The organism is Nonomuraea sp. KM90 (assembly GCF_052246675.1).
In the GTDB taxonomy this organism is placed as follows: domain Bacteria; phylum Actinomycetota; class Actinomycetes; order Streptosporangiales; family Streptosporangiaceae; genus Nonomuraea.
This window is the reverse complement of the sequence record NZ_JBQQCB010000387.1, coordinates 1-853: the sequence shown is the minus strand read 5'-3', so window position 1 is coordinate 853 and position 853 is coordinate 1. Positions and strand designations below refer to the sequence as shown.

Sequence of the window (853 nt, the reverse complement as noted above, 5' to 3'; positions counted from 1 at the left end):
GGTCATCCAGGAGATGGTCGATTCCGGCTTCGTCGGGGTGACGCTCCGCGTGAACGACGAGCGGGGCGAGTGGACCGGCAGCGCGGGCGTGGCCGAGCTCGGCGGGACCGAAGCGCCGCCGGTCGACGGGCACGTGCGGATCGGCAGCAACACCAAGACCTTCACCGCCACCGTGGTGCTTCAGCTGGTGGCCGAGGGCCAGATCGGGCTGGACACCCCGGTGGACGACTACCTGCCCGAGTTCGGGCTGGACCGGCGGATCACGGTGCGGATGCTGCTGCAGCACACCAGCGGCGTGTTCAACTTCACCGGCGATTTCGACCCCGACGGCACGTTCGTGCCCGGCATCCCCGCCACCCCCGCGGGCAAGGAGTGGGTGGACAACCGCTTCCACACCTACCAGCCCGAAGAGCTGGTATGCCTGGCCCTGTCCAAGCCCGCCCGCTTCGAGCCGGGCACCGACTGGAGCTACGCCAACACCAACTACGTGCTGGCCCGGCTGCTGATCGAGAAGGTCACCGGCCGCCCGGTCGCCGAGGAGATGCACCGGCTCATCCTCGAACCGCTCGGCCTGACCGGCACCGTCCAGCCGACCACCCAGACCGACATCCCCGAGCCGCACGCGCACGCCTACTACCGCTACGACGAAGACGGCGAGCAGCACACGATCGACGTCACCCGGCACAACCCGTCCTGGATCTCCAGCGGCGGCGACATGATCTCCACCACCCGCGACCTGCACACCTTCATCACCGCGCTGGTCGGCGGCAAGCTCCTGCCCAGCGAGCTGCTGGCCGAGATGTGCACCCCGGAGGCCAAGGCCGGCTACGGCCTGGGCGTGTTCGTGCAGGAG

Annotated in this window: 1 protein-coding gene; it reads left to right on the top strand. The window is 69.4% G+C overall.

Annotation, left to right across the window (positions count from 1 at the left end):
* Positions 1–4 precede the first annotated feature (4 nt).
* Positions 5–853 (top strand): serine hydrolase domain-containing protein (locus tag ACTWPW_RS64380; RefSeq protein ID WP_443175068.1); only part of this gene is annotated, 849 nt, incomplete at its 3' end.